The following is a 26,460-nucleotide window of genomic DNA, read 5'->3' on the forward strand; positions in this document are numbered from 1 at the left end:
CGCCTGCTTTCTTTTATTATTTTATGGCTCAATTAACCATTTCGAGTACCTTATCCACCCAATCTTCATTTTCTTCCAGTCCAACCTTGTGACATAGACATGCATGTACTCTTTTGAATTCCGGAAAAATGCTTGTCATCACCTTCATAATTTCAGAGTGTTCCGCACTGCTGAACCATTCCTCCAACAGTTTTAGCTGCCAGGTCTCCAGTTTGCTCCTTGGTCCCTGCAATTTGGCCCAGTCTCCAAAGGTATTTGGCTGCAGTCCAGCCTCCATATGCCATGCGGTTATCATAGATAACCGGAGATTGTCCAAGCAGTGCAGAGCGTAATATATCTCCCCCCGGCTCACTCTTCTGTATATCTCATGTATATATGCAAAAAATTTATTTCTCCAGCTCTCTACTTCTTCAAGAGCAGGCTGGTAAGTTAAAACTTTTGACTTTTCCGATAATGTAAGCATTAGTCTATCCGTATCATGAACAATCTTTATATTTTGAAGCCATACAGATGGCTGGAGCTGTTGGGAACGATAATAAAATGCATCAACTTTAATAAAATTAGTATAGTGTGCAACAGTATATGATGAACGGGGATTATCTTCAAAGAATAAAACATTTCCCCATTTTTTCGCCCTTACCTTTTTATTAAGCCTATATTCCTCAAATACCTTATCATGCACGACAATCCGCAGATCAATGTCTGAAAATAAATCCGCACTGTTCTCTCCTATTGAACCGCCATAAAAAACAGACAATACATTTTGATCATGGATCAAATCTTTTTCAATGGAATGCATTATTCTTTCTCTATGTCGTGGAAGTTCAGAGTCTCTTCCTTTGTATTTAGCATATAATCCCATTCATTCCTGGCCAACTCCCTTATACATTATTCCGTCAATACTTTACCAATTCTGTGATTCTACCAACTCCTGTTCAGTATGCTCACCGTAAATTCCTGCTTTCTGCTTTAATATTTTTCAGCCTTATAAAATCCTTGCTCAAGCATGCTTGTTTAAAACGCTTTGTCTGCTTGAGGCTGTTAATGTCAGAGCGATTATCATAAGATAGCTGAATATGAAAATAGTTAATATACTCCAGAATGGCAAAGATATAGATAAAGGCGGCAATGGTTATTCCCTGAGGGATTGATGGTTGCCACATATAAAAATCTGCAATGAAAGCAGCCGGAATTATTAATATCGTAGCAATGTTCCATTTTTTAATGGCCCATAAATGCTCAACCAACCTGATCGGGGCAGCTGATGTATTTTCCTTTTTTAGGCGCTTCCATTTTACAAACCAATAAATGGAGCCTTGAAGGAGTAAGAACTCCAGCAGCAGAAATGATGACCAGAAAGAAAATAGTGAATATAAATGGAGATCAGGATATGTATAATTCACCAGATAACTGATAAAAACAAACATTATGAGGCTCGTCGTTTCTCCGGTATAAAGATATGAAAGTCTCTTCAATACTCTATTCCTCACCTAAATTCCTCACTTCCGGGTAAAGATACCACTTAAAAGTAATACGAATTTTCTCAAAAATAGTTTCAAAAAAAAATTCCAGCCGAGGCGGCTGGAATTTTTTATATTGCTTTTTTAGGATTAGGTCCGTATTTATTTGATCCAGGTTCGCTGTCCATTAGAGTAAAGATGAGGATAATAATCCCTCCGATTAAAGGAATCAAAGATATTAAAATCCACCAGCCGCTTTTCCCTGTGTCATGCAGTCTTCTGACAGTTACAGAAAGACTCGGAATTATCATAATCACAGAGAACAGAGTTGTAAGAATTCCAATGTCCTCTGTAATCTCCAATCCCAGCGCCATCTCAATAACCGTTAAAATGATTGAAATGACAAATGTAAACAGAATAAACATCCAATAATCTTTTCGTCTGGATCTCCCGCTGAAATTAAATGATTCTTTAAGCACCTTAATAAATGCATTCATGCTGTTTCACCTCCGCTGTACACATCCATCTATTATATCAATAATAAAAACCATTTTTCAGCAGGGAAAAATATGGTTTTAGAACGAAAATTGAGATGTCTCCCAAAATGCAAGAAAAGACTCCTGCCTCTGATAATCGAAGCAGTGGTCTTTTGTTCATTTTTTTCTCATATTACCAGATAAGGACTGGCACAGAATAATTTTTTTCGGCGTATTTCTATAGTGGTGATGAACTTGAAAATACTAAAAACAATCCGGAATGTGATAAAGCACGAGGCCAAGAGTTTCTTCGGAAACAGAATGGCCAGGCATAAAGATAGGCTCCCAAACAGATAAATGAGCTTCCTGCACAAACAGGAAGCTTTAATTTGACCTAATAAAATGCAAATGCCAGCGCACAAATAAAAAAGCTGCAAAATAATAGGGGGCAGAATACCACCATTTCCAGGAATAGTAATTTAAAAAGTTCAGCTTGACGGTAACCATTTCGAAAAGAAGTGAAAAAATGACCCAGACTGCTGTATAAAAGAAAAAAGAACGCTTGCTTTCTGGCATGAAATTTAAAAAGATAATCCCAAATGATGCTCCAAGAGTCAGTTCAATGATGTGGACTCCCAGCTGCACTCCCCCGCCATTTAGCTCATAAAGCCGAAAATATAAACTTAGTATTACATCCGTACTTAAGTTAATTAAGGCAATAACAACCCAGCTGACATAAATTTCTTTTCTCGTTAAACGCCTTGGCATGTACCTGATTACCAGCAGATTTATAGCCAAAGAAAGATAAGGAAACCAATACATACAATAAACCGCCTTTTAATGTTTCAATACTTTTTATGTAAGAAACTTTTCTGCTCTAATAAAAGCATAAATTTATAAAATAAAACGAGAGACAGCAGAAGAAATGGATCAACCATAATCGAATACCATATCTTCCATGTGCCATAGTTAAAGAAACCCCATGGTTCGGGAAGCAGAGCCGCCATTTCATAAAGGATAATTCCCGCAACAAAGAAAAGCAGATACACCATTTTTTTAAGAACGCCTTTTGAAAAAGGGAATCCATTCAAAAAAATGATGTTCACCGGCGGAATTAAAAATAACCTCGGCAGCAAACCTACCCATTCAACACCTGGAGAAAAGTACCAATAATGATGATGTTTAAATTCAACAATTAAATCAAATAACATCTGAAAAGCAATCGTAAAAGTCCAGATTTGCAAAACTTGGCTGGGAGTCATTTTTTTATTTATTTTGAAGGCAGCCATATTAAAGGCGATTATTGAAGCTATAAGTAAGATCATATCTATTCCTTATATCTCTTTCTCGAAAGTTTTTATTATTATTTCCTAATTCGGCCGTCTGCTATGCAAAAGCATATAAGACAAATAACCGTGAAGAAAACAAGAGTTTGAAAAAGTCATAATGCCATCCGAACCAATATCGATAAGAAGTACGGGTCCATTGGAACTGAGTGCAGGATGGGTAAATATAAAAGAGAGCAAGCGGCCGATCTTATTGGCCAATTGCTCTCTTTTTCGTTATTATGCGCCCATTTGCACCATCATTTTCAGCTGCTTTCGAGCCCTGAAGATCCTGGTTTTTACAGTTGATGGATTTAAATTAAGCATAGCCGCTATTTCCCTTTCCTTTAATCCCCGGTCAATTTTCAGCAAAAGAATATCTCTATAGCTGCCTGTCAGCTGCTTTACGGCTCCAGTGATTTCTTCAGCAGCAATGCCGGATTCAACTTCCTGCTCGACATTCTGTTTCGCAGCTACACCGAGGCATTCCAGCATGTCCTGCTCCATCGGCACAGCAGCCTTTCGCCTTTCTCTTCTAATAACGTCCAGGACGGTCCTTCGGGCAATGACAGACAGCCATGCGCCCGCTTTTTCTTCATCGATAATCGTTTCCGCTTTCTTCATGGCTTTAATAAACGTTTCCTGAACGATATCCTCCGCAAGATAAGCGTCTCTTGTCATCGAGAAACATATATGATAAAGGCGTTTATAATGACACGTATACAGCTCGGTAATATCCATAATTCATCCTCTTCCCTTACTCCTCTATATTCAGTGAAATGCTCACCTTGAACAAGTCACCATCTGTATCTATTTCAAGATTTCCATCATGAAGATCAATAATCGATTTGGCGATGGCGAGGCCAAGACCTGAACCATCTGTATGCCTTGATTTATCTCCTCGTTTAAAACGCTCGAACAGTTCTTCACTTTGATCGTCTAATTCATATTTAGAAACATTTTTAAACGTTATAACTGCCTGGCCTTTCACTTTCGTTATCGCTATATAAACCCGTGAGTTTTCCAATGAGTATTTCAGTATATTGCCAATTAAATTATCAAAGACTCGCCAGAGCTTTTGACCATCTACAAATGCGATTGCCGGATGATCAGGCTTGGTTACTCTGAAATGAAGGTTAGATTCATTAATCGCGTTATTATGCTCCGCGAGAGCCTGCTGCAGCAGCTGGACGAGGTCCACTCTTTCTTTCCTAAGCTCGATATTGCCGCTTGCCATTTTTGAGACCTCGAATAAATCATCAATTAATACTTTTAATCGTTTTGACTTTCTGTCAATGATTTCAAGGTAGGCTGAGCGATCTTCTTGTGAAACCTCACCTGACTTCAGAAGCTCTGTATACGTAATAATTGAAGTCAATGGTGTTCTTAAATCATGGCTGACATTTGTAATCAGCTCCGTTTTCAGCCTTTCGCTTTTGGCCTGCTCGCTAAGGGATGTTTTTACGCCCTGCTTCAATACATTCATATTTCCTGCGAGTGAAGCGAGAACACCTTTTCCTTTAACCGGCAGATCCTGTCCCATGTGACCCGTTGCCAATTCATTTGCGGTGTCGACAATTCGGTTGAAATAGCCTACGCGCCTGATTAGTGCCATAAATAGCGGAATACCAGCAAGCGCTAAGACCATTACATAAAACAGGGCAAATAGCGGGTGGAAGAACATGACAATGGAACCCATACCCATTCCAAAGATAATGATTATAACAACAAACAGCTGAGTTCCTGTACTCCGGTTTAAAAAGGCTTCCTGCAGGCTGGATTTCAAACCGCAAGCCGCTCTATAAACCAGACTCTTTCTCAAAATTGCCTTTGCTTTTTCCCAGTCTTTAAATTCATCAGCAATATATTTCAGCTGCACAATTGTCAGACCGCAAAGAACCGATGCTCCCAGAAGCACAATAATCAATTCAATAATACGCGGCAGGATATTGTAGGAGTCTATTAGAAAATCATTTATCAGAAAGAGCGCCAAAATGCTGCCCATTACTGCAAATCCCAGAAAGATTATTCTTAAATCGATTGGAAGCTTATTATATAAAGGCTCCCACCTTTTAATTTCAGCTGAGAGGGCCTTTGACTTTCTTCCAGCAATCAATGCAGCGATAACGGCCAAAACAGCTGAGCCGCCATAAACGAATAATACAATCTGCTTTTGTTTGAATTGATTATTTTGGTCAATGAACATATTTGAATCAGGAAGATTTTTATCCAGGCCTATTTGACCCTTAAAGTAGCCTGATTGCGATTCTGTCAGCGACTGTTCATACTCCTCATATCCCCCCATGATAAAATGAAGGAAATAATTTTTGTCCATGGTGTAGTCGGTATGATATACCATCTCTTTTTTCATTACTTCATCCGGAGACTCATTTTTGGACAAAGTTAAATTGGTGTACACTTCACCAGTAGCAGTGTCCTCAAAATAATAGGTAAATGAATCCTCATAAAAATCGTACTGATCCCGCAATTGTTCTTTTTCCTTGAAAAACTCTTCTATTTTTTCTTCTTTTTCTTTCATTACCTTAGGCCGTACGTGTTCATCACTCTCAAAGTTCTTCGTAATATCTTCGATTCTTTTGTTCATCTGATCGGTCAAAGCCTTGGCAAATTCATTATTTTCAGTGTCCTTTGCCTCTTGGATTCTATATTCATATTGGTTTCTAATATTATCTATTTGTTCAGGCAGAGTACCATAACGATAGCGATGTTCATTAATGTCCTCTTCCGTCACCTCAATCGCTTTCTTGGCTTCTTCCAGTGTGATGTTATTCAGTTCAAACATTTCCAGGTATCCGGCATACTGATCCAAGTCGCTTCTGAACTGATTTGTATGATAATAGTCAGGGTTCGCATATTCCCTTCCGTTTATCAGAACAGATAAAACGCCGCTCGCTCCGAAAGCAAATAAAACCGTTATCATTGCAATGATGAATTTATTTTTCCATCTTGTATCCAATTCCCCATACCACCTTTAAAAATCTTGGATTCTTCGGATCGATTTCAATTTTTTCCCGGATTTTCCGAATATGGACTGCAACCGTATTTTCTGCGTTATAGTACGGCTCGTTCCATACCCGTTCATAAATTTCATTAATGGAAAATACGCGCCCGGCATTTGTCATTAAAAGTTCCACAATTTTATATTCGATCGGAGTCATTTTCACTGGCTCGCCATTAACACTCACTTCTTTTGCTTCCTTATCCAGCATTAGACCGTTCAGATCGATCACCTTTTTAACTCCTTCAAACGTTCCGAATGTCACATATCTTCTCAGCTGCGATTTCACACGGGCAACCAATTCCATGGGATTGAAAGGCTTGGTCACATAATCATCAGCTCCAACCTGCAGCCCCAGGATTTTATCTGTATCCTCTGTTTTGGCGCTCAGAATAATAATCGGGATGTTTTTCTTTTCGCGAATTTTATATGTAGCAGAAATGCCGTCGAGCTTTGGCATCATGACATCCAAAATGATCAGATGCACCTGGTTCTCATTCAATATCTCCAGAGCTTCGATTCCGTCTTTCGCCTTCAAGACGGTAATGCCTTCATTTTTAAGATAAATTTCAATGGCATCTCTTATCTCTTTTTCATCATCTACGACAAGTACATAATAGTTATCCATAATTCCCCTGCTTTCAAGGTGCTCTTTTCATATTTTTATACTAAACGCAAAATCTTAACATTAATGTAATAGAAATCTTAAGAATTTCTTAAGATTGAATCTGCATTTCTTAATTTTGACATCCCCTCCATTTTATAATGGATGGAAATGGAAATATAGACTTGAAATTGTAAGCCATAAAAAAGCACCATCCGCCAGCTGACCTTGCTGGTGAATGGTGCAAAAGATTAATTACAGCTGTTAATACGAACGGACGGGCGAAACAAGCTGAATATACGACCCGTCTCTGAAAGGCTTGACTATAACAGGCTTCATTGAACCGCTGAAGCATAAAAGAACATACTCTTCCTGTATAGCTTTTAGGGCATCCATCAAAAAGTTTCCATCAAGCGATATGGATAGTTCCCGCTCGCCAATGATTTCTAATAGAGCCTGTGTTTCTTCAATTTTTCCAATGGCAGAGGAAACAGAAGAAATTTTCAATGTTTCTTCCTTTATCTCCAAGAGGACATTGTTATTCTTCCACTCGAGGGCAAACAGGCAGGCGCGGTCAATTCCCTTTAATAGTTTCTTTGCATCCAGTTTTATAACTGTTTTCGCTTCATTAGGGATCAGTCCTGTTACATCAGGATACTTGCCTTCAATAAGCCGTGAGCAGAGCATGATTGAATTTGTTTTGAAAACTAAATAGCTCTCAGATGAGAAGATTTGTATTTCACTTTCGTCCTGATGAGCCAATAGCTTTAAAAGTTCCTTAAGGCTGGAGCCGGGAACAATGAAAGACCCTTGAGAAGCAGAAACGATTCCTGTCTCCAGAAATGCTAATCGATGTGAGTCAGTTGCCGCACACGAAAAGTGATTTTCTTTAATAATCATATGCACGCCTGTGAGCACCGGCCTTGTATCATTCTTGGAAACTGCAAACACGGTCTGCTTTATCATTCCCGATAATTTAGCAGCGGAAATTTCGATCCCGTGCGAATTTTCAATTTCAGGAAGTTTTGGATACTGTTCAGCTGGAAAACCATTAATATATGTGATAATTTCATCTGATATGATTGTCACCTTATGCTTTTCAATGACTTTGATATGTATATCACCAGGCAGCTTTTTAATTAGCTCTGTCAGGATTCTGGATGTTACTACAACACTCCCGGTCTTTACTATTTCCAGCCCTTCTGCAGCAGCAGGAATGACTTTTTCAATCACAATATCAGAGTTGCTTCCGGTGAGTCTTAAAAGGTTCTCACTTGCAGTCAGCTTAATCCCGGTTAAAATAGGAAAAGATGTCTTGGCAGAAATTGCACTGCTTACTTCTCCAACAGCTTTATTAAAATAATCATTCTTAATTTTAAACTCCATTCATACCCCACCTAATTTTTTCGATAGGGTATTCTTTCGACAAAATTCCTGAAAATCCCTTTTCACTTATCAGCTTAACTTTGTTTGAAACAGTTCTAATGGATAAAGTTTATCAGCTTTTACAGCATCATGGATTTGCCTTATGACTTTGGCATCGCGAAGCTCCTCGTCTTTCAAGCTATTAAGGTTTGACAGGTTCACCCACGTGCTATCGGCAATTTCCTCTTCCTGAAGATGTAAAAAGCCCCCTCTAATTTGAGCGATAAAATGAAATAAGATGACCTGATGGTTCGTACTGCTGATAAAGTTATAGATTCCAGTGGTATGGGTCAGGTTTACATCCAGGCCCGTTTCTTCTTTAACTTCTCTGCAGGCAGCCGCAAGGATATCTTCCCCTTTTTCAACATGGCCAGACGGGAAATTCCATTTATTCTTTACTGTGGCTTTATTCTCTTTTATCATCAGCATTTTGCCTTCTTGTATAATTGATGTGCTGACAACCAGCACGATTTCGTTCTGTGTCATTCGGTTTCTCTTCTTTCCCTTTTATTCACCCAATGCTGCGGTCTCTGTATACCCTTTGGCAGCTTCGTATACATATCCCCTTTTGCTGAATTAACCTGAGCCTGTGTTAGAAAAATACTTCCCATTAGATTGGCTCCGCTTAAATTTGCGTCCCTAAAGTCTGCACCAATAAGATCCGTATATCTTAAGTCAGCTTTGCGAAGGTCAGCTGCAATAAATAAGAATCCTCTTAAATTCGCTCCGCAAAACACCTCACCGCTTAATTTGGCTCCGATAAAATCTCTTCTGCCGCTATATTTTTTCGCGGATTTTTGATTCAAACCAGAGTTCTTCCTGGCAAACTCACTGGCTTTTAGAAGCAGCTTATTGACTTCTTCCCTATGTGCCTGGACATCAACAGCCATAATTAAACCCGGTTCCATATTAGTTAAATCCTCTGTTTTGTCCAAAATTTCTCTGACTTCACCATGAATAGGCTTAGCGGCTTCCAAATGTAGAACTTCTGTTAAGTAGAAAAGCATTTCATGAAGCTGATGCATAATTGGAAACACATCAAACATCTCTTTCTCAAGTCCGGGATAGATGCGCCAGTCTCTATTCTTAAAAGTGTGTTGTGATACTTTTTGGCCTGCTCCAAAGCATTCAAATGAGGTGCATCCTCTGAAGCCTTTTTCCCTGAGGTCTGCATGTATTTGACAGCGAAAATCAGCCTGCAGATTGGGGCAGGGCTTACCTGCTTCCTTATCAAAAGCAAAGTCAGCAGATTTTGCATATGGCAGGGCCACACAGCAAAGCCCGAAACAATTTTCACAATCGGGTATTAAAGCACTCATTTGTTTAGGCAAAACACGCACATCCTATCGTTCAAAGTTCAGGAAAGATTTCAGCAATATTTTTTCATTTGCTGCTGTTCTTGACTTTCCTGCCGTTAATGTTTATTCTTTCTGCAAATGGAAATTATTCTTAATATCTCATTATTAAGGAGTGACTTCATGTCAAGGAATAAATATAAAGAAAAGGCAATGAGTGCCGTAAGCAAGCTAAAATCCAATCTTAAAGGGAAGCTTTATGAAATGGCAGACATTCCTTCCGTTACTGTTAAGCAGCTCTCAGATTTCATCCTTCAGCATCCCGACACACAAATAACAAAGAAAGAACTCCTTGGAAATACTTACACTTTTTATCATCTAAATGCGAATGATGACTTTCTGTATATGGAAACAATTAATGAACGGATTCTTCAATTGGATGGATCCTCACACGGAAAAAGATTTGTCTCTTATCGATCCTATCGGGATAGCCATAACTTGAACACACCAATGAGGATGACATAGCGGCCTCACTCAAGTGAGCTTCATATCAAGGGAAGCTCACCTGTTTTTGATTGCTGCTGATTGGCTGATAAGATATTTTGACAGCTTAATAGTCTCTTCAATTCGATCACGCTTTCTTGCATAATGTCTATTTTCCTCACCTCTGCGAATATTGATGGCATCCACTATGATTGGGTGCCATTTTTCCGGCAAATGCTTTAATGAGTACTCCCCGGCCCCTTGCTTAGAGATAATATCCTTCTCTCTCAATGTGTAAAACTGGCGCAATAGGCCGAGCACCGTCCATTCAACTTCTTTATCAATCTCAGAGTCGTCTATTTGTGTAAGTTCATCAATCGATTTCTCGAATGTCCGGATTCGATTTGCCCAATATGTATTCATGTTCTCGTAAGTGTATGAAACCAAATCATTGTCATTTATCTCTATAGCAGGAATAGCCCCATAAATGGCAATTCCCTTCCTTTTTAAAAGCCACCAGGTGACCGGATTCAGGAAGTGTCCATAATTCATTGTCCTGTTATTATAAAAGAAACATTCACCAAGCGTTCCCAGGTCATTTTGAGTTAAATAAACCCCATCCATCTCAGGAAACTGATATTTGTCTGCTATTACCCTATGAATCTCCTCAGCCTTTTTCATTTCTGTTTCAGTTAAACCGCTTTGTGTAACCGCAATAAAATCAATATCGCTTGATCCTTCCACAAAAGCATCCAGTGCAAGCGATCCGTGCAAATATAAGCCTGCAAGCTGATTGGGCATATATTCATTTACTAAATGTATGTACTCATTTAATAAATCTTCAACCACTTTTGGAAGTTCTCTCATTTTCACTTCTCCCCTAATTTCTGATTGAAAAAGCCTTTCACATATCATTTTAAAACACAGCAATCATCTTTTCTATATCGGTTCGTCCCATATTATGGAACAAGGATCGATATATTAAGTTTACTAAAAAAGTGAATTTTTTCAAAATTAGTAACGTATTAAATAGAAGGTTAGGAATTTTGCAGGATAGAGACATCCAACTTGTCATGAAAGCGGGGAAAATGAATGACTGTGTTAAAGGTAAGGAATCTACAAAAATCCTTTGGCCAAATAAAGGCTGTCCAGGATATAAGTTTCTCGGTTAATGCCGGGGAAGTCTTCACGATTATCGGTCCAAACGGAGCTGGCAAAACGACTACACTGGAAATGATCGAGGGCCTTGTTTCACCCGATAATGGTGAAATACAGTTTGGCGGGCTCGATTGGAAAAAGCATGCAGTGTCAATAAAGAAGAAAATTGGCGTCCAGCCTCAGTCGAGTGCCATGTTTGATTTATTAACACCCGAAGAAAACCTGAACCTTTTTGCTTCCTTTTACGACGATGCCCGACCAACGGAAGAAATACTGGAAATAGTCAATCTTACTGAGCACCGCAAAAATCATGTAAAAAAACTTTCAGGCGGCCAGAGGCAAAGACTTGCCATTGGACTGGCGCTGATTAGTGACCCTGAAATTATATTTCTGGATGAACCGACTACCGGCCTTGATCCACAGGCCAGAAGAAACATTTGGGATATCATTCTTCATCTTAAAGAACTAGGCAAAACGACCATCCTTACCACTCATTACATGGAAGAAGCAGAGAAATTAAGTGATCGTGTATGCATCGTGGACCAGGGGAACGTGATTACACTTGACTCCCCTTCCGCACTCATAGAGAAACTTACAGATGAACGGGAAATAAGATTGAGTTTTCTAGATGGCGAAGGTGCCGCAGAGGATGCTGATATATTCTCGAAGGATCTGGAATCCGTATCCAGAACGGAACGGGAAGGGGCAACTCTGAAAATATGGGCAGTAAAGCCTGAAGAAACCCTTTTGGACTTATTTAGGTTTACAAAAGAAAAATCATACGGGGTGGAACAGGTCTCCATAAGGGAAATGAGCCTGGAAGATGTGTTTATTGCGTTTACCGGCAAAGAATGGAGGGATTAAGATTAATAGATTCAATCAATTTAAGATGATGTTTTTGGCACAGCTGAAATTAACTCTTCGAGAAAAACAGGCATGGTTCTGGGGCATCTTTTTCCCGGTTATTTTAATGGTTATATTTATGGTCATCTTCAGCGGAAATTCGGATGAAGAGTTTAAAACCGAAGTGGCTGTGGTGGATTCAAACCCGAATCCTGCTTCAGAGATGATGCTTACACAAATCAGCGGACTTCCCGTTTTTGAAGTCAAATCAGGTAAGCCTGTCACAAGGGATAAAGCGGAGGAATGGGTAAAAGATCAGGAAGTGGCTGCCGCCATCATCCTGCCGGAGTCAGCAGAAGCTTCCTCTGTTTTCCTTGTAATAAATAAAGAAAATGAACAGGGTGCAGCAGCCCAGGCCATTTCCGGCATACTGGATAAGTTTGTCCAGCAGGCCAATTTAATGGCTGCAGGTGCTTCTCCGAAATATGATCTGCAATATGAATCGATCACATCAGGCACCAATGAACTGGATTATACAGATTTCCTTTTAACCGGGATGATTGCATTATCCATTGCCCAGGGCGGCATGTTTGGGATGGTGGATCTGGTGGAAATGCGCAGAAAAGGGTTAATCAAAAGGCTGCGAATGACACCGGCAAATATGGGCATCTTCGGTTTAAGCGATATGGTAATGAGGCTTTTGTTCAGTATTGTTCAGATTATCCTGCTTTCCTTAATAGGAGTCTTCGTATTTGGCGCCAATCTTTATATAAATCCTCTTACCTTGATTATCGTATTCCTGATAGGAGCTTTATCCTTTAATGCACTTGGCTACTTCTTCTCATCTTTCAGCAAAACAACAGAAGCTTATATGGGAGTAGCCAATATCTGCAGCTTTCTCATGATGTTTTTAAGCGGAGTGTTCTTCCCAATTGAAACGATGCCTGAATGGATCCAGCCAATATCAAGCATCCTGCCGCTGACCTATTTTGCTGAAGGCTTACGGGAAAGCATGGTGTATGAAACCGGCATTGCTACAGCAGCACTTTGGGCAGGAATAGGCGTGATGGTGATCTGGGGAGCAATCACCTTCCTTTTGGGATCGCTGCTTTATAAAAGAAAGGCGATTGCAGCAGATAGATAATGAAAAAGCGCCAGCTGCCAAAATCGGCAAGCTGGCTCAGTATTTTTTTGGAGGTATAAAAAATTCATTAATATTGATAAAGAATGAGATCATCTTGATTTCATCCCAGAAAAGCTTTCTTACAAATTTTCAAAAAACACTCTGATTACATCAGCTCCCCCAATAAAGGTACCCAATGAGCTTCCCAAATTGGATAGAACAACAATTAATAAAATCCGGCTTACTTTGTTTCTCCAGAATCCTTTAACACTGAATACATCTTCAGTTAAGGTTTCAAAATCCCTTACATTCGGACGCCGCATATAAGCCTGAGTCAGTCCGGCAAACCAGCCTGCTGCAAGAAGGGGATTCAATGATGTAATTGGCGCTGCAACAAAAGCAGTTAAAATTGTCAGCGGATGTCCCATTGCAATGGCAGCCCCCAGTGCTGACAAGGAACCATTCCAGATAATCCAGCTGATAGTCTGTGCAAGACCCGCAGAAGGGTTTGCGAAGAATGTATAGGCGATTATGGCTAAAATAAACACCGGAATACTCCAGCCAATGATCTTTGGAACATTGGATTTTGGAGGACGCTCAGTCAATTTGGCCATGTCCTGTTCTTTTTTGATTTCCTCTTTGATCCCCGGTACATGGGCTGCCCCAAGCACCGCTACTATTTTTTCTCCTGGTGCATCTTTAATTTTTTGAGCCAGGTATTGATCACGCTCGTCAATGAGCGGTTTCTTTAATCGCGGAAAACTATCTGTAAATTCATTTAGAATCGCATTTATCGTATCCTGATTTTTCATTTTCTCAAGTTCTTCTTCAGTTATGGTATCTTTGCTGAAAATACTTGCTATTACTTGACTTAGAAGCAGGGATTTTCCTTTTAATCCGAGGTTGCCCCAAATCCTGGCAAAGGTAATCTGGATATTCCGGTCCGCCAGAACAAGCTTTGCCCCGGCAGCCTTGGCTGATTCAATTCCCTGGATCATTTCCTGGCCGGCTTTAATGCCGAATTGGTCAGCCATGCGGTTTTGAAAGGATGAAATCGCCAGATTCATTAAAAGCAGTGATGCTTTCTTCTCCTTAATGACCTGAATGATATCCATTTCCTTCCACTTGCTGCCTTCTGTAATCGACTGATATCTCTGTTCATCCAATTCCACGCAAACAGAGTCAGGCTGTTCAGCCTCAATGACTTCCTTCACCTGTTCTGCACTGTGCTTTGAAACATGTGCTGTTCCTACCAGTATGTATTCCTTGCCGTTTAAATGAATCCTCGTTATGTTTTCCTCTGACATAAATACCTTCCTTAGATACAAATTCTAATATGTATGCTTATAGCTCAATGTATTGATTATACCATGAACTGTTTTAAGTATGCCCAGGATAATTAACTGCAGAGGGAATTTAGTCCTGAAATAAAAAATAATCTATTAACCTCTAAACAGAACAAATGTTTTGATATAATATAAGAATGCATGAAAAAAATGCAAATATCTCATAAAGGTGGAAATTATTTTGAATGGCACCGCCCATGCAGCAATAGGAGCAGCAGCAGGATACGTGGTTGCGAACACTGTTCATGCCAGCCCATCCACAACTCTATTATTAGTAGGACTGGGGAGCGTTTCTGGATTAATCCCGGACCTCGACATTGATGGAAAACTTCGTGACCGGCTAACACTATCACATGAAGTCGTTCGGACTGTTGCCCAAATCATAGGAATTTTAATGATCATATATAGCTTCTATGAAGGCTCGCCGAAAGAGAAATGGCTGGGAATCGCTATAGGAATCAGCATGACCGCCATTTCTGCGAAAATCAGGCAAAAGCATATGCTGACCATTACGGGAATTGGCGTCCTGGCGGGAGGCATCTCTTTGCAGGAACTTTGGCTGATATTATTTGGGATTTATATATTGATAGCTTCCTTCGTTTCCCACCGCAGTTATACACATTCTATCCTGGGTGTTATTTTTTTCGGATTCATCTCTGCAAAATTTGAAGCATCGCTTGGCATAGAGGGTGTATTTTATACATGCCTCGCCGGTTATATAAGCCATTTGTTAGCCGATATTAAATTGCTTCCATTTAATAAAAGGGGAATAAAGCTTTTTCTCCCGGTTTCGTCGAAAGAGATCTAAGAAAGGCAGCCGCTCAGAGTTTGAGCGGTTAGTTTTTAATTGGAATATATACTTCTACATCCTCATCCTCATTTTCAATAGGATAATAAACTTCCAAAATATAATGATCAAAGGACTCACTCTGATAACCCTGCTCATTAATCCAGTTAGTTAGCCGCGCATACAAATCGCCCATCTTAGCTGCCTTCCCTCTAATGGATGCATACTTATGCTGCACCTCCAAATACTCCATCCCATCTGGTAATGTATCAGCTTTTTCACGAACTAAGTAACCGGTAAAAAATATTCCTTCTAAGTGGGCTCCCCCTTTCTTAGGTTCATAAATGGACACTTCAATTCCGCTGCTATGCTGTACAAGGTGTCCCTGCTTCAAGAAGTTCTGAGCTGCTTCAGGCACCAGATGGGCATATTCCTTAAAAAGACCCTTGCTCCTTATGACCGTTGCTTTAAACTCCTGCGAAACAACTTTACACATTATGAATCCCTCCAAATTATTAATACTAAGGATTTCTCTAACTTTTGGAAAATTCCTCCTTTAGTCTGATAGATTAAAAAGGAATCTTTCTAATAGATTGTTGTTTTTGCCCATGAATTCAGCCCGTTGATTTCAGCACGGGGCACTTGCTTTCCGCGGGGCGTGCGGTGAGCCTCCTCGTCGCTTTGCGCCTGCGGGGTCTCACCTATCCCGCTGCTCCCGCAGGACACTGAATAAACTTCCTCGAACCAACAACGCACGAAGGAAATGCGTCAGCATTTTCGAGGATCAAGTGCCCACAGCGAAGATCAACTCAGCAAATTAAACTAAGTAATTAAAAAGCACCAAAATATACGAAAATAGCATAAAAAAGACGCGTCTCAAGAGTCGCGTCTTCCGTTCTAAACTTTAAATGTCAAACCTCTGTCTGCCATTGCCTTGCGAAGTTTTGCCATGGCATTTGGTCCCATTCCGTGAAGTTCCAGCAATTCTGCTTCAGAGGCACCGGCTAGCTGTTCCAGTGAAAAATAGCCGGCTCCCTCAAGTGCACGCACTGCTGGCTTTGCCAGCTTTTCAGGGAAGCTGCTCCCCTTCAGATTATTTTCAGGCATGGTATTTCTCCTTTTAGATCATTAATATTTCGCGTATATCTTCTTCCGTCAGTCTTCCGGGTGCACTTTCATTCGAATCGATGATTTCTTCAATTAAGTTTTTCTTTTTATCCTGAAGTTCATTCATCTTCTCTTCGATGGTGCCTCTCGACAATAATTTTATTACCTGGACAGTATTTTTCTGTCCTATGCGATGAGCCCGATCGGCTGCCTGTTCCTCAACGGCGGGGTTCCACCACAAATCATATAAGATGACTGTATCTGCACCAGTCAAATTTAGACCCGTACCGCCTGCCTTCAATGAAATCAGGAAAAAGTCGCGCTCTCCCTCATTAAATCGGCGGCAGATTTCCACCCTTTCCGCGGAAGGTGTCTGTCCATCCAGGTAGAAAAACGGCAGATCCAGAAGGGCAAGTTCCCTGCCAATAAGATCAAGCATTTTAGTGAACTGCGAAAAAATAAGCACTCTTCTTCCAGACAATCTGGATTCTTCGATAATTCTTTTGAGCTGTTCAAATTTTGCTGAACTCCCTTTATATCCATCCACAAATAAAGCAGGGTGGCAGCAAATTTGACGGAGCCGTGTCAAACCAGCAAGAATTCTTATGCGGTTTTTTCTGAGTGTATCTTTATTTAAATGCTTTAAGGTATCTTCTCTCAGTTTTGCCAGGTAAGCTGCATAAAGCTTCTTCTGATCCGGCAGCAATTCAGCAGAATCAATAAGCTCCATCTTTTCAGGCAGCTCTGAAAGAACATCTTCTTTCAGCCTCCTGAGCATGAAGGGACGAACCCTTCTGGCAATCGTCTTCCTTGTTAAATTTCCGTAATCCTTTAAGCCGCCAAACAATTCAGGGAAGACGACATGAAAAATAGACCACAGTTCCTCCGCAGAATTTTCAACGGGTGTGCCTGTTAAAGCAAAGCGATACTTGGCGTTAATTTTCTTTACTGCTCTCGCTGTTTGGGTTACCGGATTTTTAAATGCCTGTGCTTCGTCGAAAAAAACCGTGTAAAAATCCTGCATTTCATACCATTTAATATCTTTAAGCACCAAGGGGTAGGAAGTAATCACCACATCAATGCCGGATAAATCCGTTTGAAGCTCAGCCCGTTCATTTTGAGTTCCATCGATGACAATTGCCTGGATGTCCGGTGTGAACTTCGTCAGTTCGCTTAACCAGTTATATGTTAAGGATGAAGGGCACACAATAAGTGCAGGACCGGTATAGTCCCGAATTTCCTTAAGGTCAGACTGAATAAAAGCAATGCTTTGCAGCGTCTTCCCCAGTCCCATATCATCAGCCAAAATGCCGCCAAATCCATAATGCGCCATTGTCTTTAACCATTTAAAGCCGTTTTTCTGGTATTCCCTCAAAATAGGATTCAGGATTTCCGGCACAGGAATCTGGAGGCATGATGGATTCTGAAGCTCTTCTAAAAACTCCCTGAAGGATTCCTCATGGCGGAACATCTCCTGATCACTAGCTGCCTCCAGCATTCTAAGACCAGATACAATCGGCATGTTCAAACCGCTCTCCAGATCCTCAGCCTGTTGGGGCACAGCTTTCAGAAAACGCTGGATTTCCTCAAATTCTTTTGTTTCCAAAGAAAGGAGCGCGCCATTTTTCAGGCGATAGAATTTCCGTTTCTCCTCAAGTGCAAATAATACATCCCGTATCTCCTGATCAGCTATGCCGGTCAATTCAAACTTGAATTCCAGCCAATTCGTCCGCTCTTTTTTCATTTTTATCCGTATCTGCGGTTTGGCATTCTCCCTGAAAATACGATTTCTGACAGACGTAGTGGCATATATTTGCACCAGTTTTTGCAGTTTAGGGACAACATGATAAAGGAATTCATATTCCAGCTCTTCATTTTGCAGAAAATAGCCGCCATCCGTCTTTGCAAAGGAGCTTTCCTCCATAAGCTGAAGGATCTCATCCTCTAATTCCACATCTCTAATAATCCGCGTGCCGCCTTTCGGCTCTCTACTTTCAAGCGGATTGATCACGATATTTTCATAGTGAAATTCAATTCCTGCCAGAAGCCGGTTCCGCAGGCGATCTAAGTATAGCTTGGCAACCAAAGGTGTTTTCATAAATTTTTGTGACATGTCTTCAGAAATATGGACATCCCCCAGCTTTCTCAGTCCAGGGACCACTTTTTCCAGAAACAGTTCCATTTGTTCAGCAGCAACCGGAATCTGTCTTCTCCCGGCTGACTCCAGCATTTGTGTTAAATCATATAAACGCTGGCAATCTTCTTTATTGAGCGTGATTAATTTGCCGCCAGATAGAACAGCATAATACGAATCCAGGATCAGCATTCGATCCAGGCCAAAAACATTTAAATAACATTTCTCTTCTTTTTCGCTAAGCTCAAACCTTAAAGGCAGCCGTTCCATTGAAAAAGCCATCCTTGCAAATGTTTTTCCCATTATCTCAAGCCTTACTTTCTCAGCGAGCGCCAAAACAGGCTTCAAACGTTCCCACGATGATGGAGGGATTAAGAGCATATGCTTGGTCGCAGTATAATCGAAATCATCCATTAAAGCCTTTATATAAATGGATTCATCGTGTATAAGCTGTATCAGCTGCTGAAGGACTGCATCAGCCTCTGGCGGGAAACAATGCAAAGCGGGGTTATAGGTAAAAGACAATGATAATGGGCTTGGCTTCCCCTCTTTTACAGAGTGAAGAAATTGCCGGATATCAAGGACAGCGAGTTGACCGATGGTACATTTTACTGCTAGCAAATAATGCCCCTTCCCCAAATGAACAGGCACACATGTGAATTCTGGATGGAGCACCTGCCTGTTTTCAAAATGAAGCTGGTGTCCGCTTGACCTTCTTGGCTGTTCACTGAAAAGTGTCATGAGACCATCAGTTAAGACGTGTTCGGGAGAAACCCTAAAAGTGACTGCTGAATCCTTTATCATAGGCGATCTGTGCTGCTGCATATCATAAATTGCCAGCAGAACAGCCGCTGCATGCTGGCATTCTTTATCAAACGAAGCCAGCTTTGGACAGCTGCACAATATCTTAAAACTGTTTCCGGATGTTTTCTCGACCGAAACGAAAAAATCTTCACCAGCAGATACTGTTGCTTCACAAATCTCCTCATCGTAATTATTTATTGTTACCCTCTTATTACGGAAAAAAGCGTCCCCTCTTTTGAAGGAGACAGTACCGCACATTTCTTTTATTAATTTGTGAGTCAATTTAATATCCACAAACGTTCTCCTTCCGGGAATATGTATTACTAAATTGTATCACAGTCATCTGCCATAAATCATTTCATCTAACACAAAAAAGGGAGAGCAAATCCCCCTTTTAGAACATCATTTATACACTGTTATTTAAGTTCCCCTTCCAGCCTTGTAATCAGCTTATAGAATTTGAGTATCAATATTAGCAGCAATGGATCGACTAATGCTGCATGCCATATTCTCCACCAGCCATAATTAAAATATCCCCAGGGCTCGGGCAATAAAGCGATGACTTCATACAGCAGAATGGCAACTACCCAAAAAATAATATAAGAAAATCGTTTAATAAGATCTCCTCTGAAAGGATACCAATTCAGAAACATCATATTTACTGGGGGAACCAGTACAATATGTGCCAGCAGTCCTCCCCAATTTGGCTCTTTGTCAAAGTACCAGTATCCCCAATATTTAAACTCAATCATGACATCAAATATCAGCTGAGCTGAAATTGTGAATGTCCATATATGTAAAATTTGATTCTTAGTCAGACGTTTTTTTGTTGTAAATGCAATGAAATTAAAAAGAATGGCAGCTATTATCAGTCCAATCATGAGCAGAATCCTTTTTATTTGTTAATGTCTCATAGCTGGCTATTATTATGCATGATTTGGTAACATTATTCATATACCAATTCTTATTAGAAGGAGATCTCGATGGAGTGCTCATTACTTTCGAAGTATCTTCCGGCCATTGAAAAGCTGCCAAAAGGCGGGCCGCTGACAAAGGATCAATTAATCCAATAAAAAAACTGCTTTAACCTATTTTAGAGGTTAAGCAGTCCCTTTTTAAGGCTGTTTCTCAAGTGCCAATTTAATGCCAAAGCCCATTAAAACCACACCAGAAACTCCTTGAATTGCATTATTAACAGAAGGTTTTTTCAGCCAGGCCCTAAAGAAGTCGATCAGATATACATAGAAAAAGAACCAGATGATTGTAATAAGACTATATATTAAGCCCATCGCAAGAAATTGCGCAAAGTGATTCCCTTCCGTACTTAAAAATTGGGGAAAGAATGTTAAAAAGAACACAGCTACTTTTGGGTTGGACACACAAGTAAAAAATCCTTGCAGAAAATGCGATTTGTTCTTCTTATGCTTTCTATCCGTATCAGCTGGTTCTTGCTTATTCGATAGAGACTTTAACGAAACGATGCCCAAATAAATAAGATATAGCGCACCAGCATACTTAATAAAAGAAAAAATGTAAGCAGACTTTACAATTAATGCCGATAAGCCAAATACCACAGCCATTGTATGGACCATCAGCCCAGCGACAGATCCGAACATCGTTTTAATGCCGCTTTTTTTCCCGCTAGAAATCGTGTTTTGTATTAAGATTCCAGTATCAGGTCCCGGCAAAATGACAAGCAGAAACGACATAAACAGAAATAACAGTAAATTCTCCATATCCCACCCACCTCATAAAAAATTTTAAGAATATTATATCAGTTTTTATGAAATTTCCAATAAAAAAAGCAGTTTTCCTAAAGGAAAATCTGCTCCAAATTTCTTACGCTCTTACTTTTTCTAATCTTTCTTCCACTTCTGACTCGGAAAGACCGTGTTCAGCTACATAACGGTTCCTAGGATGCGTTCGGCATTCTTCAGAACAGCTGCGCATATATTTATGCTCATTTTCTTCAGAGCATAGGATTTTCTTATTGCATGCAGGATTTGCACAGTTGACATAGCGTTCACAAGGCTCACCTGTGAAGTAGTCCTTGCCTACAATTACATGCTCCTTTTGGTTAACAGGAACGCCAATGCGGTCATCGAATACATAAAGCTGGCCGTCCCATAGCTGTCCCTGTACTTCCGGATCTTTTCCATAAGTGACAATTCCTCCGTGAAGCTGTGCTACATCTTCAAATCCTTCCTTTACAAGCCAGCCGGAGAACTTTTCACAGCGGATGCCGCCTGTGCAATACGTAATGATCTTTTTATCGCCAAGCAATTCTTTATTCTCACGCACCCAATCCGGCAGATCGCGGAAATTTTTGATATCCGGCCTGATCGCCCCTCTAAAGTGGCCAAGATCATATTCATAATCATTTCGTGCATCTAATACAATTGTGTTTTCATCCTGAAGTCTTTCGAAGAACTCCTTTGGCTCCAGGTATTTGCCTGTAACCTCGTTCGGGTTCACATCATCTTCAAGGCGAAGAGTTACAAGCTCGGGACGTGCACGAACTTTCATCTTAGGAAATGCATGTCCATCTGCTTCATCTATTTTGAAAACCATCTCCGCAAAGCGCGGATCCTGCTTCATTGCTTCCATATACCGGTCTGTCTGTTCCACTGGTCCGGAAACAGTCCCGTTTATGCCTTCACTCGCAACAAGAATACGCCCCTTAAGGCCCAGCTCATCGCAAAAAGCTTTATGCTCCTTTGCGAACTCCTCAGGGTCCTCAATAGGAACATACATGTAGTAAAGTAGAACTCTGTATGGTTTTTGACTCATTTGTATTTCCACCTATCACTTAATATTTGCAAGATATATCTGTTAATAGGTTAAAACAATATATACTTACCTAGATAAGTATAACAGATGATGTCAAGTTTCAAAATTTCAGCGGTACGAAATAATGATGCAGCTTAAATCAATTCCCATGTGAACCACTTTCCATGTCCCTCTGTTTGGCCGACTAATTTCTTGTGCTCCTTGGAATCCAGATAATAATCAAGATGCAGATTCCGGTCCTTGATATTGTTATAAAGATGAAAGATATCCCTGCTTTGTCCGCTTGCTTTTATTTTTGCAAGCAGGTTCTCTTTTACTTCTTGGGGCATTTGATTCGCCACATGGGTGTGGAAAACACAAATTGAATGTTCTTCAGGTATTCCTTCAATCAAAATTGGCAAAAGCTCAACTCCATCTCCTTCAATCAGGCTGATTGGATTTGCTTTAACACATTGGGCTGCTTTTTCGAATAAAGTTCTTCTTTCATGGTGTTCTGGCCAGATAAGTGATTTCAGCCATAGAAAATCTTCCCCATTATTCAGGTCATTTATATGCAGATCAACTCCAGTTCTTGAAGCTACCGGCGGCATTTCTGGCGGTAAAATCGGAACATGGCCTCCTTTTATTTCAGAGGTTAAATGAACGTTCGTGCTTGGATTCCCAAATGTTTTTCCTGTTCCATAAGAGTATCTGTATTTATCCCAAAGAAGCTGCAGGCCTGCGCTTGTCCCAATTTCAATCAAGGCCAGGGGCTTTTTGGTTTGCTGAAAGATCCAGGCAAACACCGGGTACAAGTAAGCACAGCGCCTGACTTCGTTCGTCTGGACTAATTTTGATTTTACTATTTCTTCAATTTCCCGTGAATTTATCCTGCAGAAATCTTTAAAGCATTTGAAAGATTCCAGAGCGTTCCTTGGATTCTCCACTAAACTTGGATAGAATTCCTTAAGATCATGCTCTTTCCCGCTTAAAAGCAGATAATGAATGGCCCCAAGAAATAAATTCGGCACAGGCTGGCCTTCTCTCGCTTCAGATGCCAAACACAGCAATTCTTCATCCTCTGCAATCTTATAAGACAAGAACTCATAAAGCCCGCTCGATCCGTGACATTCATATTGTCCAAATGTTTTAAATCTGGATGCCAGATTAGGTTTTACCATTCTCCTTCCCCTCCTTTATAAGATGTAGGTATCTGCATTCCAGTGCTTTGAACCTGTTTTTCTCTTCCCAGCCCATCCGGCTTTTTGAAGCTCCCTTGCAATTAAAAGGTTGAAAAAACCGTGACCTATGAGAACGGCAAAGTGATGTTCTTTTGCAATAGAGGTTAATGTTAATGATGCTTGCTTTGCCCGCAGCTTTGCATCCCTGTATGATTCACAGCCCTGTGAATCGCCGCATAACCATAGTAATCTTAATAAAACAGCCCAGGTATTTGGCCTTAATCTCATACCAGGAAATTTACCGGCAGGTATGGGGAAATCAGCTTCCCTGAATAATGGATCTGCTTGTATTTTCGCAGATGGATTTATGCTTCTGGCCGACTCGATTGACCTATTTAAATCACTTGTGAGTAAAAAAGGTGCTGAAATCACTTTTTCTATTACGTCAGCAGGACAAGTCTCACCCTCAAGAATGCCTAAGTGATTGTACCTTTCAACCCATTTTTTAAATTCACGCCTATTCATGCGGTGATTATCCATTTGCGATGACCTGCCATGTCTGATAAGTGTTATTTCCATTTAAAAACCCCAAAATTTATATATTTTTTTCCTTTATGGATAATTTAATTAACATGGAGGTGAATACCATGCGGGAACAAGAATATCCAAACGTAAAACTCGGCGGCAAAAAGGTACACGAAAAAGGAAACGGCGGAGACCAGGTGCGCGGACATGAACAGGAAAACAAAAACGGCACATTTAATACAAATCCTAAATCTGACCTTTAACCAAAATAATGGGACACCCCCATATTGAATGGCGGGTGTCTTTGAATTTATTTATGCCTAGTTTTTCTCATGATGTAATGGAAAAACGGTTCTCCATCAATCTCTATTTCGCCAGCAAGCTTGAATCCGCACTTTCGCAGAACTTTATTGGAACTGGCATTGCTTGTTAATGCAACAGCATTCAGTATTTCAAGAGCCGTCTTTTCAAAAAGAAATCCTATTAGCCCTTTTGCAGCAAGGGTAGAATAGCCTTTATTCCGCCAGTGCTTTGAGATGGCATAGCCAATTTCCCTGTTCGGTTCCGGCAATTCATCCTTTATTCCTGTATTGCAAAAGCCTATAAACTCTCCAGTTTCCTTTAGAATGATTCCCAAATTCAAAAATCCGGCATCTGTCAGGTCTGGCATTGAGGACTTAAATTTTTCATTCGCCGGAATTTCATAATTCTCCATCCAGTTCACCCGCTGTTCCAGTGTAGCCTGCGCACCTGGAATAAACTCATAAACTTCCGGCTGGGAAGTAATTTCATAGAGTGGCTGGACATCCTCCATCCGGTATTCCCGGAGGACTACTTCACCACAGTCAATCATGATTTCTTCCTTCATTTTTTTATCTCCAATGAGTATACTTCCAGTGTGTGTTCTTCGATAAAATCTATGTTTCTTCTATTTTTTACATATTCTAAGATTTGAGCTTTCATATTAGGATACAACACTATATTGGCCAGCTCTGAAAGCGGCACCCACCTAACTCCTGTCTGGTTAGGATCGGGATCTGAAGGCATTTTAGGCAGTGAGCCCTCTCTTAACTGGCATTCAAACATTAAGCCCAGAGAATGTATCTGCCCATACCTGAATTCATTTAAGTGAGGGGCGTATTCATAAACGAATGCCAATGGGCCGACCATCACATCCACAGATGCCTCTTCTTTTGCTTCCCTTTTCACTGTATCAATAACAGATTCATTAGGTTCAGCCCCTCCTGCAGGCAAATTGTAATGAAGGCCTCTTTCATCCTGAAACTCAATCAGCAGAATCGAATTATTTTCGATAATAACTGCACCTGCTCTGACTCTAATATGATAAGTCATTCGGTCTCATCCGCCTTTTCTTCTATAGCTTGCTGCATTTAATAATAAAAGCAGCGGGTATAGCTTTGGTTTTTTCATAGGAATACCAGCGGTTGGTATGCCGCTGAACATCTTCCTCAGTAAGACTGACGTCTTCAATTACCCTGTCAATCGCAAACCCGTTTTCTATTAATAAATTAATATATGTACTTAGTTTATATTGCTGCATAATGGCAGGCTGGTTCCAGGCTATATGCTGATAGGAGCCTTCCTCATGATAGGATTTATCCATAATTAATGCACCATTTTCAGCCTTAATTCGGTTATACATCGGATGTTCCCAGCTGAAAATAAACATCCCCCCTGATTTAAGGTAGGAATGAACATTTTTTAGCGTCTTGTCTAAATTCGTGGTCCATCCAATCGCATAGATGGAAAAAACGACATCGAAATATTCAGCAGGGATTCCCGGATTTTGTTCCATCGGGGATTCAAACAGATTTACCTGCGAAGAAGAATTTTCCAGAAGTTCCTTTGCAGATTCGATCTGCCTGGAAGACAAGTCCAATCCCCATAATTCACCTGCTCCTCGCTCGTCCAAATACTTTAGGGAATGCCCGCTGCCGCAGCCAATCTCCAGCATCTTTAAGCTGCGCACATCTCCGAACAATTGAAGGTCATCTTCAGTTGGCGCTAATGGTCCATATTCAGGCAGCGGATTGCGCCCATAAAACCTTTTAGCCGCTTCATCCCAGCTTTTCTTATTTAATTCCAGTGTTTCATTAATCATAAATAACTCCTTTATACCGAAAAATAGTAAACCTCTTCCTCTCCCCAAATCTCTCCGGTCGGGATAAATCCGAAATTTTTATACAGATTTCTTGCGTGGCAATTATCTTTATGAACCGTTAAGCGGATTTCCTCGCATTTTGGAAATTTCGTTTTTATCCAGCAGATCATATCGCCTAATGCTGCCCGGCCATATCCCCTGCCCTGATAATTCTGGTCAATAAAAAAACCGTTAATCCAATACATATTAATCGTGTCCGGTTCATAAGCATACATGATAAAACCGACCATTTTTTCATTGTCATATATTGAGAATGGGATATATTCTACTGCATCCCCATCTGGCTTAATATATACCTTTGCTAGTGAAACAGCCGCTGATGGAACGAAATCACGCTGCGATTCTTTTACTTTCATCTTAATGACTTCTTCCCAATTGTCTCTTGTGACGGGTTTTAACTCAATGTTCATTAGC

The 26,460-nt window shown here is 40.4% G+C and carries 30 protein-coding genes; 5 read left to right on the forward strand and 25 right to left on the reverse strand.

Annotation, left to right across the window (positions count from 1 at the left end; translation table 11 throughout):
- Positions 1 to 28 precede the first annotated feature (28 nt).
- The 11 genes from ACXAD1_RS14805 to ACXAD1_RS14855 all read right to left on the reverse strand — a co-directional run bounded on the left by ACXAD1_RS14805 (position 29) and on the right by ACXAD1_RS14855 (position 9,628).
- Complete coding sequence (locus ACXAD1_RS14805; RefSeq protein ID WP_474910456.1) at positions 29 to 862, reverse strand: aminoglycoside 6-adenylyltransferase; 834 nt, start codon at positions 860 to 862, stop codon at positions 29 to 31.
- Between the two features lie 82 nt (positions 863 to 944).
- The gene (locus ACXAD1_RS14810) at positions 945 to 1,490 is read right to left on the reverse strand and encodes a general stress protein (RefSeq protein ID WP_474910457.1); all 546 of its coding nucleotides are present in this window, start codon (positions 1,488 to 1,490) and stop codon (positions 945 to 947) included.
- Positions 1,491 to 1,591: 101 nt separating this feature from the next.
- Entirely contained in the window at positions 1,592 to 1,957 is a 366-nt protein-coding gene (locus ACXAD1_RS14815; protein WP_206843781.1) for a DUF805 domain-containing protein, read from the reverse strand.
- Positions 1,958 to 2,320: 363 nt separating this feature from the next.
- Positions 2,321 to 2,758: a hypothetical protein gene (locus ACXAD1_RS14820; RefSeq protein WP_474910458.1), complete on the reverse strand. Its 438-nt coding sequence runs from the start codon at positions 2,756 to 2,758 to the stop codon at positions 2,321 to 2,323.
- Between the two features lie 23 nt (positions 2,759 to 2,781).
- Positions 2,782 to 3,261: a hypothetical protein gene (locus tag ACXAD1_RS14825; protein WP_474910459.1), complete on the reverse strand. Its 480-nt coding sequence runs from the start codon at positions 3,259 to 3,261 to the stop codon at positions 2,782 to 2,784.
- A gap of 240 nt (positions 3,262 to 3,501) precedes the next feature.
- Positions 3,502 to 4,002: an RNA polymerase sigma factor gene (locus ACXAD1_RS14830; protein ID WP_474910460.1), complete on the reverse strand. Its 501-nt coding sequence runs from the start codon at positions 4,000 to 4,002 to the stop codon at positions 3,502 to 3,504.
- A gap of 16 nt (positions 4,003 to 4,018) precedes the next feature.
- Positions 4,019 to 6,238: a sensor histidine kinase gene (locus tag ACXAD1_RS14835; RefSeq protein WP_474910461.1), complete on the reverse strand. Its 2,220-nt coding sequence runs from the start codon at positions 6,236 to 6,238 to the stop codon at positions 4,019 to 4,021.
- On the reverse strand, positions 6,216 to 6,908 hold the full coding sequence (locus tag ACXAD1_RS14840) for a response regulator transcription factor (protein WP_206843773.1): 693 nt from the start codon (positions 6,906 to 6,908) through the stop codon (positions 6,216 to 6,218). Before ACXAD1_RS14840 ends, ACXAD1_RS14835 begins: the two co-directional genes overlap by 23 nt.
- Positions 6,909 to 7,148: 240 nt before the next feature.
- Positions 7,149 to 8,270 (reverse strand): DNA polymerase III subunit beta, encoded by a 1,122-nt coding sequence (gene dnaN, locus ACXAD1_RS14845; protein ID WP_474910462.1) that lies wholly within the window; start codon positions 8,268 to 8,270, stop codon positions 7,149 to 7,151.
- Positions 8,271 to 8,339: 69 nt separating this feature from the next.
- Positions 8,340 to 8,795: an NUDIX hydrolase gene (locus tag ACXAD1_RS14850; RefSeq protein ID WP_370224272.1), complete on the reverse strand. Its 456-nt coding sequence runs from the start codon at positions 8,793 to 8,795 to the stop codon at positions 8,340 to 8,342.
- Positions 8,792 to 9,628, reverse strand: a complete 837-nt coding sequence (locus ACXAD1_RS14855; protein WP_474911318.1) for a pentapeptide repeat-containing protein — start codon at positions 9,626 to 9,628, stop codon at positions 8,792 to 8,794. The genes ACXAD1_RS14850 and ACXAD1_RS14855 overlap by 4 nt, the downstream gene beginning before the upstream one ends.
- A gap of 159 nt (positions 9,629 to 9,787) precedes the next feature.
- Here ACXAD1_RS14855 and ACXAD1_RS14860 point away from each other — a divergent pair, with 159 nt between their 5' ends.
- Positions 9,788 to 10,129 (forward strand): hypothetical protein, encoded by a 342-nt coding sequence (locus tag ACXAD1_RS14860; protein WP_474910463.1) that lies wholly within the window; start codon positions 9,788 to 9,790, stop codon positions 10,127 to 10,129.
- Positions 10,130 to 10,165: 36 nt separating this feature from the next.
- Here the strand turns inward: ACXAD1_RS14860 and ACXAD1_RS14865 are convergent, their stop codons facing one another.
- Positions 10,166 to 10,954, reverse strand: a complete 789-nt coding sequence (locus tag ACXAD1_RS14865) for an aminoglycoside adenylyltransferase domain-containing protein (RefSeq protein ID WP_474910464.1) — start codon at positions 10,952 to 10,954, stop codon at positions 10,166 to 10,168.
- 225 nt (positions 10,955 to 11,179) lie between these two features.
- Here ACXAD1_RS14865 and ACXAD1_RS14870 point away from each other — a divergent pair, with 225 nt between their 5' ends.
- Complete coding sequence (locus ACXAD1_RS14870) at positions 11,180 to 12,109, forward strand: ABC transporter ATP-binding protein (protein WP_474910465.1); 930 nt, start codon at positions 11,180 to 11,182, stop codon at positions 12,107 to 12,109.
- Positions 12,069 to 13,232 (forward strand): ABC transporter permease, encoded by a 1,164-nt coding sequence (locus tag ACXAD1_RS14875; protein ID WP_370224269.1) that lies wholly within the window; start codon positions 12,069 to 12,071, stop codon positions 13,230 to 13,232. Before ACXAD1_RS14870 ends, ACXAD1_RS14875 begins: the two co-directional genes overlap by 41 nt.
- 119 nt (positions 13,233 to 13,351) lie before the next feature.
- Here the strand turns inward: ACXAD1_RS14875 and ACXAD1_RS14880 are convergent, their stop codons facing one another.
- Complete coding sequence (locus tag ACXAD1_RS14880) at positions 13,352 to 14,518, reverse strand: TraB/GumN family protein (RefSeq protein WP_206843757.1); 1,167 nt, start codon at positions 14,516 to 14,518, stop codon at positions 13,352 to 13,354.
- Positions 14,519 to 14,738: 220 nt separating this feature from the next.
- On the opposite strand from ACXAD1_RS14880, the gene ACXAD1_RS14885 reads away from it, so the two are divergent.
- On the forward strand, positions 14,739 to 15,365 hold the full coding sequence (locus ACXAD1_RS14885; RefSeq protein ID WP_206843755.1) for a metal-dependent hydrolase: 627 nt from the start codon (positions 14,739 to 14,741) through the stop codon (positions 15,363 to 15,365).
- A gap of 28 nt (positions 15,366 to 15,393) precedes the next feature.
- Here the strand turns inward: ACXAD1_RS14885 and ACXAD1_RS14890 are convergent, their stop codons facing one another.
- The 8 genes from ACXAD1_RS14890 to ACXAD1_RS14925 form a co-directional block, all read right to left on the reverse strand.
- Positions 15,394 to 15,840, reverse strand: coding sequence for a GyrI-like domain-containing protein (locus ACXAD1_RS14890; protein WP_474910466.1), 447 nt, complete (start codon positions 15,838 to 15,840; stop codon positions 15,394 to 15,396).
- Between the two features lie 401 nt (positions 15,841 to 16,241).
- On the reverse strand, positions 16,242 to 16,451 hold the full coding sequence (locus ACXAD1_RS14895; protein WP_206843749.1) for a helix-hairpin-helix domain-containing protein: 210 nt from the start codon (positions 16,449 to 16,451) through the stop codon (positions 16,242 to 16,244).
- A 13-nt stretch (positions 16,452 to 16,464) separates the two neighbouring features.
- The gene (locus tag ACXAD1_RS14900; protein ID WP_474910467.1) at positions 16,465 to 19,683 is read right to left on the reverse strand and encodes a DEAD/DEAH box helicase; all 3,219 of its coding nucleotides are present in this window, start codon (positions 19,681 to 19,683) and stop codon (positions 16,465 to 16,467) included.
- A 122-nt stretch (positions 19,684 to 19,805) separates the two neighbouring features.
- Positions 19,806 to 20,270, reverse strand: a complete 465-nt coding sequence (locus tag ACXAD1_RS14905) for a hypothetical protein (protein WP_206843743.1) — start codon at positions 20,268 to 20,270, stop codon at positions 19,806 to 19,808.
- A gap of 234 nt (positions 20,271 to 20,504) precedes the next feature.
- Complete coding sequence (locus ACXAD1_RS14910) at positions 20,505 to 21,125, reverse strand: LysE family translocator (RefSeq protein ID WP_206843740.1); 621 nt, start codon at positions 21,123 to 21,125, stop codon at positions 20,505 to 20,507.
- A 103-nt stretch (positions 21,126 to 21,228) separates the two neighbouring features.
- Positions 21,229 to 22,179, reverse strand: coding sequence for an oxygen-dependent tRNA uridine(34) hydroxylase TrhO (gene trhO / locus ACXAD1_RS14915; protein ID WP_474910468.1), 951 nt, complete (start codon positions 22,177 to 22,179; stop codon positions 21,229 to 21,231).
- Between the two features lie 134 nt (positions 22,180 to 22,313).
- Complete coding sequence (locus ACXAD1_RS14920; RefSeq protein WP_474910469.1) at positions 22,314 to 23,339, reverse strand: DUF2332 domain-containing protein; 1,026 nt, start codon at positions 23,337 to 23,339, stop codon at positions 22,314 to 22,316.
- A 15-nt stretch (positions 23,340 to 23,354) separates the two neighbouring features.
- Complete coding sequence (locus ACXAD1_RS14925; protein WP_206843732.1) at positions 23,355 to 23,918, reverse strand: histidine phosphatase family protein; 564 nt, start codon at positions 23,916 to 23,918, stop codon at positions 23,355 to 23,357.
- Between the two features lie 68 nt (positions 23,919 to 23,986).
- Here ACXAD1_RS14925 and ACXAD1_RS14930 point away from each other — a divergent pair, with 68 nt between their 5' ends.
- On the forward strand, positions 23,987 to 24,127 hold the full coding sequence (locus tag ACXAD1_RS14930) for a hypothetical protein (protein WP_169799759.1): 141 nt from the start codon (positions 23,987 to 23,989) through the stop codon (positions 24,125 to 24,127).
- 47 nt (positions 24,128 to 24,174) lie between these two features.
- Here the strand turns inward: ACXAD1_RS14930 and ACXAD1_RS14935 are convergent, their stop codons facing one another.
- The 4 genes from ACXAD1_RS14935 to ACXAD1_RS14950 are packed head-to-tail and all read right to left on the reverse strand — an operon-like array spanning position 24,175 to position 26,456.
- Entirely contained in the window at positions 24,175 to 24,732 is a 558-nt protein-coding gene (locus tag ACXAD1_RS14935) for a GNAT family N-acetyltransferase (RefSeq protein ID WP_370222194.1), read from the reverse strand.
- Positions 24,729 to 25,217, reverse strand: coding sequence for an NUDIX domain-containing protein (locus ACXAD1_RS14940; protein ID WP_206843726.1), 489 nt, complete (start codon positions 25,215 to 25,217; stop codon positions 24,729 to 24,731). The genes ACXAD1_RS14935 and ACXAD1_RS14940 overlap by 4 nt, the downstream gene beginning before the upstream one ends.
- Before the next feature lie 22 nt (positions 25,218 to 25,239).
- Positions 25,240 to 25,986: a class I SAM-dependent methyltransferase gene (locus ACXAD1_RS14945; protein ID WP_474910470.1), complete on the reverse strand. Its 747-nt coding sequence runs from the start codon at positions 25,984 to 25,986 to the stop codon at positions 25,240 to 25,242.
- 11 nt (positions 25,987 to 25,997) lie between these two features.
- A complete protein-coding gene (locus ACXAD1_RS14950; protein ID WP_474910471.1) occupies positions 25,998 to 26,456 on the reverse strand; it encodes a GNAT family N-acetyltransferase in 459 nt (152 codons plus the stop codon).
- Positions 26,457 to 26,460 lie beyond the last annotated feature (4 nt).

Source organism: Cytobacillus sp. ABV4_503, from assembly GCF_056158445.1.

Excerpts from the sequence above, each read along its gene's own strand:
- ACXAD1_RS14840 (WP_206843773.1), bottom strand. The coding sequence starts at position 6,908 with ATGGATAACTATTATGTACTTGTCGTAGATGATGAAAAAGAGATAAGA.
- ACXAD1_RS14910 (WP_206843740.1), bottom strand. The coding sequence starts at position 21,125 with ATGGAGAATTTACTGTTATTTCTGTTTATGTCGTTTCTGCTTGTCATT.
- ACXAD1_RS14820 (WP_474910458.1), bottom strand. The coding sequence starts at position 2,758 with ATGTATTGGTTTCCTTATCTTTCTTTGGCTATAAATCTGCTGGTAATC.
- ACXAD1_RS14945 (WP_474910470.1), bottom strand. The coding sequence starts at position 25,986 with ATGATTAATGAAACACTGGAATTAAATAAGAAAAGCTGGGATGAAGCG.
- ACXAD1_RS14920 (WP_474910469.1), bottom strand. The coding sequence starts at position 23,339 with ATGGTAAAACCTAATCTGGCATCCAGATTTAAAACATTTGGACAATAT.
- ACXAD1_RS14940 (WP_206843726.1), bottom strand. The coding sequence starts at position 25,217 with ATGACTTATCATATTAGAGTCAGAGCAGGTGCAGTTATTATCGAAAAT.
- ACXAD1_RS14830 (WP_474910460.1), bottom strand. The coding sequence starts at position 4,002 with ATGGATATTACCGAGCTGTATACGTGTCATTATAAACGCCTTTATCAT.
- ACXAD1_RS14860 (WP_474910463.1), top strand. The coding sequence starts at position 9,788 with ATGTCAAGGAATAAATATAAAGAAAAGGCAATGAGTGCCGTAAGCAAG.
- ACXAD1_RS14930 (WP_169799759.1), top strand. The coding sequence starts at position 23,987 with ATGCGGGAACAAGAATATCCAAACGTAAAACTCGGCGGCAAAAAGGTA.
- ACXAD1_RS14950 (WP_474910471.1), bottom strand. The coding sequence starts at position 26,456 with ATGAACATTGAGTTAAAACCCGTCACAAGAGACAATTGGGAAGAAGTC.
- ACXAD1_RS14850 (WP_370224272.1), bottom strand. The coding sequence starts at position 8,795 with ATGACACAGAACGAAATCGTGCTGGTTGTCAGCACATCAATTATACAA.
- ACXAD1_RS14865 (WP_474910464.1), bottom strand. The coding sequence starts at position 10,954 with ATGAGAGAACTTCCAAAAGTGGTTGAAGATTTATTAAATGAGTACATA.
- dnaN (WP_474910462.1), bottom strand. The coding sequence starts at position 8,270 with ATGGAGTTTAAAATTAAGAATGATTATTTTAATAAAGCTGTTGGAGAA.
- ACXAD1_RS14935 (WP_370222194.1), bottom strand. The coding sequence starts at position 24,732 with ATGAAGGAAGAAATCATGATTGACTGTGGTGAAGTAGTCCTCCGGGAA.
- ACXAD1_RS14890 (WP_474910466.1), bottom strand. The coding sequence starts at position 15,840 with ATGTGTAAAGTTGTTTCGCAGGAGTTTAAAGCAACGGTCATAAGGAGC.
- ACXAD1_RS14805 (WP_474910456.1), bottom strand. The coding sequence starts at position 862 with ATGGGATTATATGCTAAATACAAAGGAAGAGACTCTGAACTTCCACGA.
- ACXAD1_RS14855 (WP_474911318.1), bottom strand. The coding sequence starts at position 9,628 with ATGAGTGCTTTAATACCCGATTGTGAAAATTGTTTCGGGCTTTGCTGT.
- ACXAD1_RS14895 (WP_206843749.1), bottom strand. The coding sequence starts at position 16,451 with ATGCCTGAAAATAATCTGAAGGGGAGCAGCTTCCCTGAAAAGCTGGCA.
- ACXAD1_RS14825 (WP_474910459.1), bottom strand. The coding sequence starts at position 3,261 with ATGATCTTACTTATAGCTTCAATAATCGCCTTTAATATGGCTGCCTTC.
- trhO (WP_474910468.1), bottom strand. The coding sequence starts at position 22,179 with ATGAGTCAAAAACCATACAGAGTTCTACTTTACTACATGTATGTTCCT.
- ACXAD1_RS14815 (WP_206843781.1), bottom strand. The coding sequence starts at position 1,957 with ATGAATGCATTTATTAAGGTGCTTAAAGAATCATTTAATTTCAGCGGG.
- ACXAD1_RS14880 (WP_206843757.1), bottom strand. The coding sequence starts at position 14,518 with ATGTCAGAGGAAAACATAACGAGGATTCATTTAAACGGCAAGGAATAC.
- ACXAD1_RS14870 (WP_474910465.1), top strand. The coding sequence starts at position 11,180 with ATGACTGTGTTAAAGGTAAGGAATCTACAAAAATCCTTTGGCCAAATA.
- ACXAD1_RS14925 (WP_206843732.1), bottom strand. The coding sequence starts at position 23,918 with ATGGAAATAACACTTATCAGACATGGCAGGTCATCGCAAATGGATAAT.
- ACXAD1_RS14905 (WP_206843743.1), bottom strand. The coding sequence starts at position 20,270 with ATGATTGGACTGATAATAGCTGCCATTCTTTTTAATTTCATTGCATTT.
- ACXAD1_RS14875 (WP_370224269.1), top strand. The coding sequence starts at position 12,069 with ATGTGTTTATTGCGTTTACCGGCAAAGAATGGAGGGATTAAGATTAAT.